The sequence below is a fragment of the Micromonospora sp. WMMD736 genome (assembly GCF_049179015.1).
Classification (GTDB): domain Bacteria; phylum Actinomycetota; class Actinomycetes; order Mycobacteriales; family Micromonosporaceae; genus Micromonospora.
On sequence record NZ_JBMHMI010000031.1, the window covers coordinates 1 to 1,758 of the forward strand.

At 68.8% G+C, this 1,758-nt stretch carries 1 protein-coding gene; it reads left to right on the forward strand.

The window, feature by feature from the left end:
* Positions 1-28: 28 nt before the first annotated feature.
* Positions 29-1,758 (forward strand): molybdopterin-dependent oxidoreductase (locus ACN269_RS33035; protein WP_421477006.1); only part of this gene is annotated, 1,730 nt, incomplete at its 3' end.

The window sequence follows — 1,758 nt, forward strand, 5'->3', positions numbered from 1 at the left end:
GGTAGACAGTTCCGATAAAGTGTCTACGGTGGCGACTGAAACGGTGAGTGCCGACGAGCGCGTCACCTACTGCCGGATCTGCGAGCCGATGTGCGGCCTGATCGCCACCGTCGCCGACGATCGACTGGTCTCGTTGCGTCCTGACCCACAGCACCCGCTGTCGCGCGGCCGGGCCTGCCCGAAGGGCATCGCGTTCACCGACGTCCAGAACGACCCGGACCGGGTGCTGCACCCGCTGCGCCGCCGCGCCGACGGCAGCTTCGAGCAGATCGACTGGGACACCGCGCTTGATGACATCGCGACGCGACTGGCCGCCACCCTCGCCGAGCACGGCGGTGACTCCGTCGGCCAGTACTTCGGCAATCCCGCCGCGTTCGGCTACGCCAGCAGCCTGTGGGCCGGGGTGTTCATGGAACGCATCGGCGCGCGGCACCTGTATTCGGCCGGGTCCCAGGACATCAACAGCCGGTTCGTGGCCAGCAAGCTGCTCTACGGCGCCGCCAGCCAGCTGCCCTTCCCGGACTTGCCGCGCACCGATTTCCTGCTCATGCTCGGCGCCAACCCGCTGGTGTCGCACGGCAGCGCGGTGCGCGCGCCACGCGTCAAGGACGATCTGGCCGCCATCGTGCGTCGGGGTGGCCGTGTGGTGGTCGTCGATCCGCGACGCACCGAAACCGCGCGCCACTACGAGCACCTGGCCGTGCGCCCCGATTCCGATGCCTGGCTGCTGCTGTCCATGCTGCACGTCATTTTCGCCGAGGACCTGGAAGACACCGCCGCGCTGGCCGGCCAGGCCACCGGCGGCGAGCGGCTGCGCACACTGTGCGCCGGCTTTGCGCCGGAGGACACCGCCGACCGCACCGGCATTGCCGCCGACGTGGTGCGCGCCCTGGCCCGCGACTTCGCCACCGCACCCACCGCCACCGCCTACGGCCGCACCGGCGCTTGCCTGGGCCATCACGGCACCCTGGTCAGCTTCCTGCTCGATGCGCTCACCCTGGTTACCGGAAACCTCGACCGGCCCGGCGGCACGCTGATGTCGCATGCGGTGATCCCGGTGGAGGAGATGGGCGAGAAGCTCGGCAGCATGAGCTATGACACCGCGCGGTCGAGGATCGGGGGACTGCCCGAGGTGCTCGGCACGTTTCCCGCCGCGGTGATGGCCGACGAGATCACCACCGCAGGCCCAGGGCAGCTGCGGGCGTTGTTCGTGGTGGCCGGCAATCCGGTGCTGTCGGTGCCCAACAGCAATGCGCTGGAAGCTGCACTGCCGCAACTGGATCTGTTTGTGTCACTCGACCTGTACGTCAACGAGACCAACCGCCTGGCCGACTATGTGCTGCCCGCCACCACGATGCTCGAACGTGACGATCTGCCGATCATGTTCGCCGCGTGCTCCCCGACGTTGTTCGTGCAATCCACCGACGCGGTGCTCAAGCCGTATGGGCAGGCCCGTCCGGAGTGGGAGGTGTACTCCGAAATCGCGCGCCGGATGGGCTTGTCGCTGTTCGCCACCGGGCCACTGCGACGCCTCAACCGGCCGTTGGCCTGGTTGGACCGATGGCCGAGGTTGCAGATGACGCCGCGGCGCCTGATGAACCTGCTGTTGCGGCTGGGCCCGCATGGCGACCGATTCGGTCTGCGGCGCAACGGCCTCAACCTCCAGCGGTTGGCTCGGTATCCGCACGGTATGGTGCTCGCCGAGCATGCACCGTCGGGCATCCTGCGCGACGTGGTGCGCCACGACGCGGGCAAGGT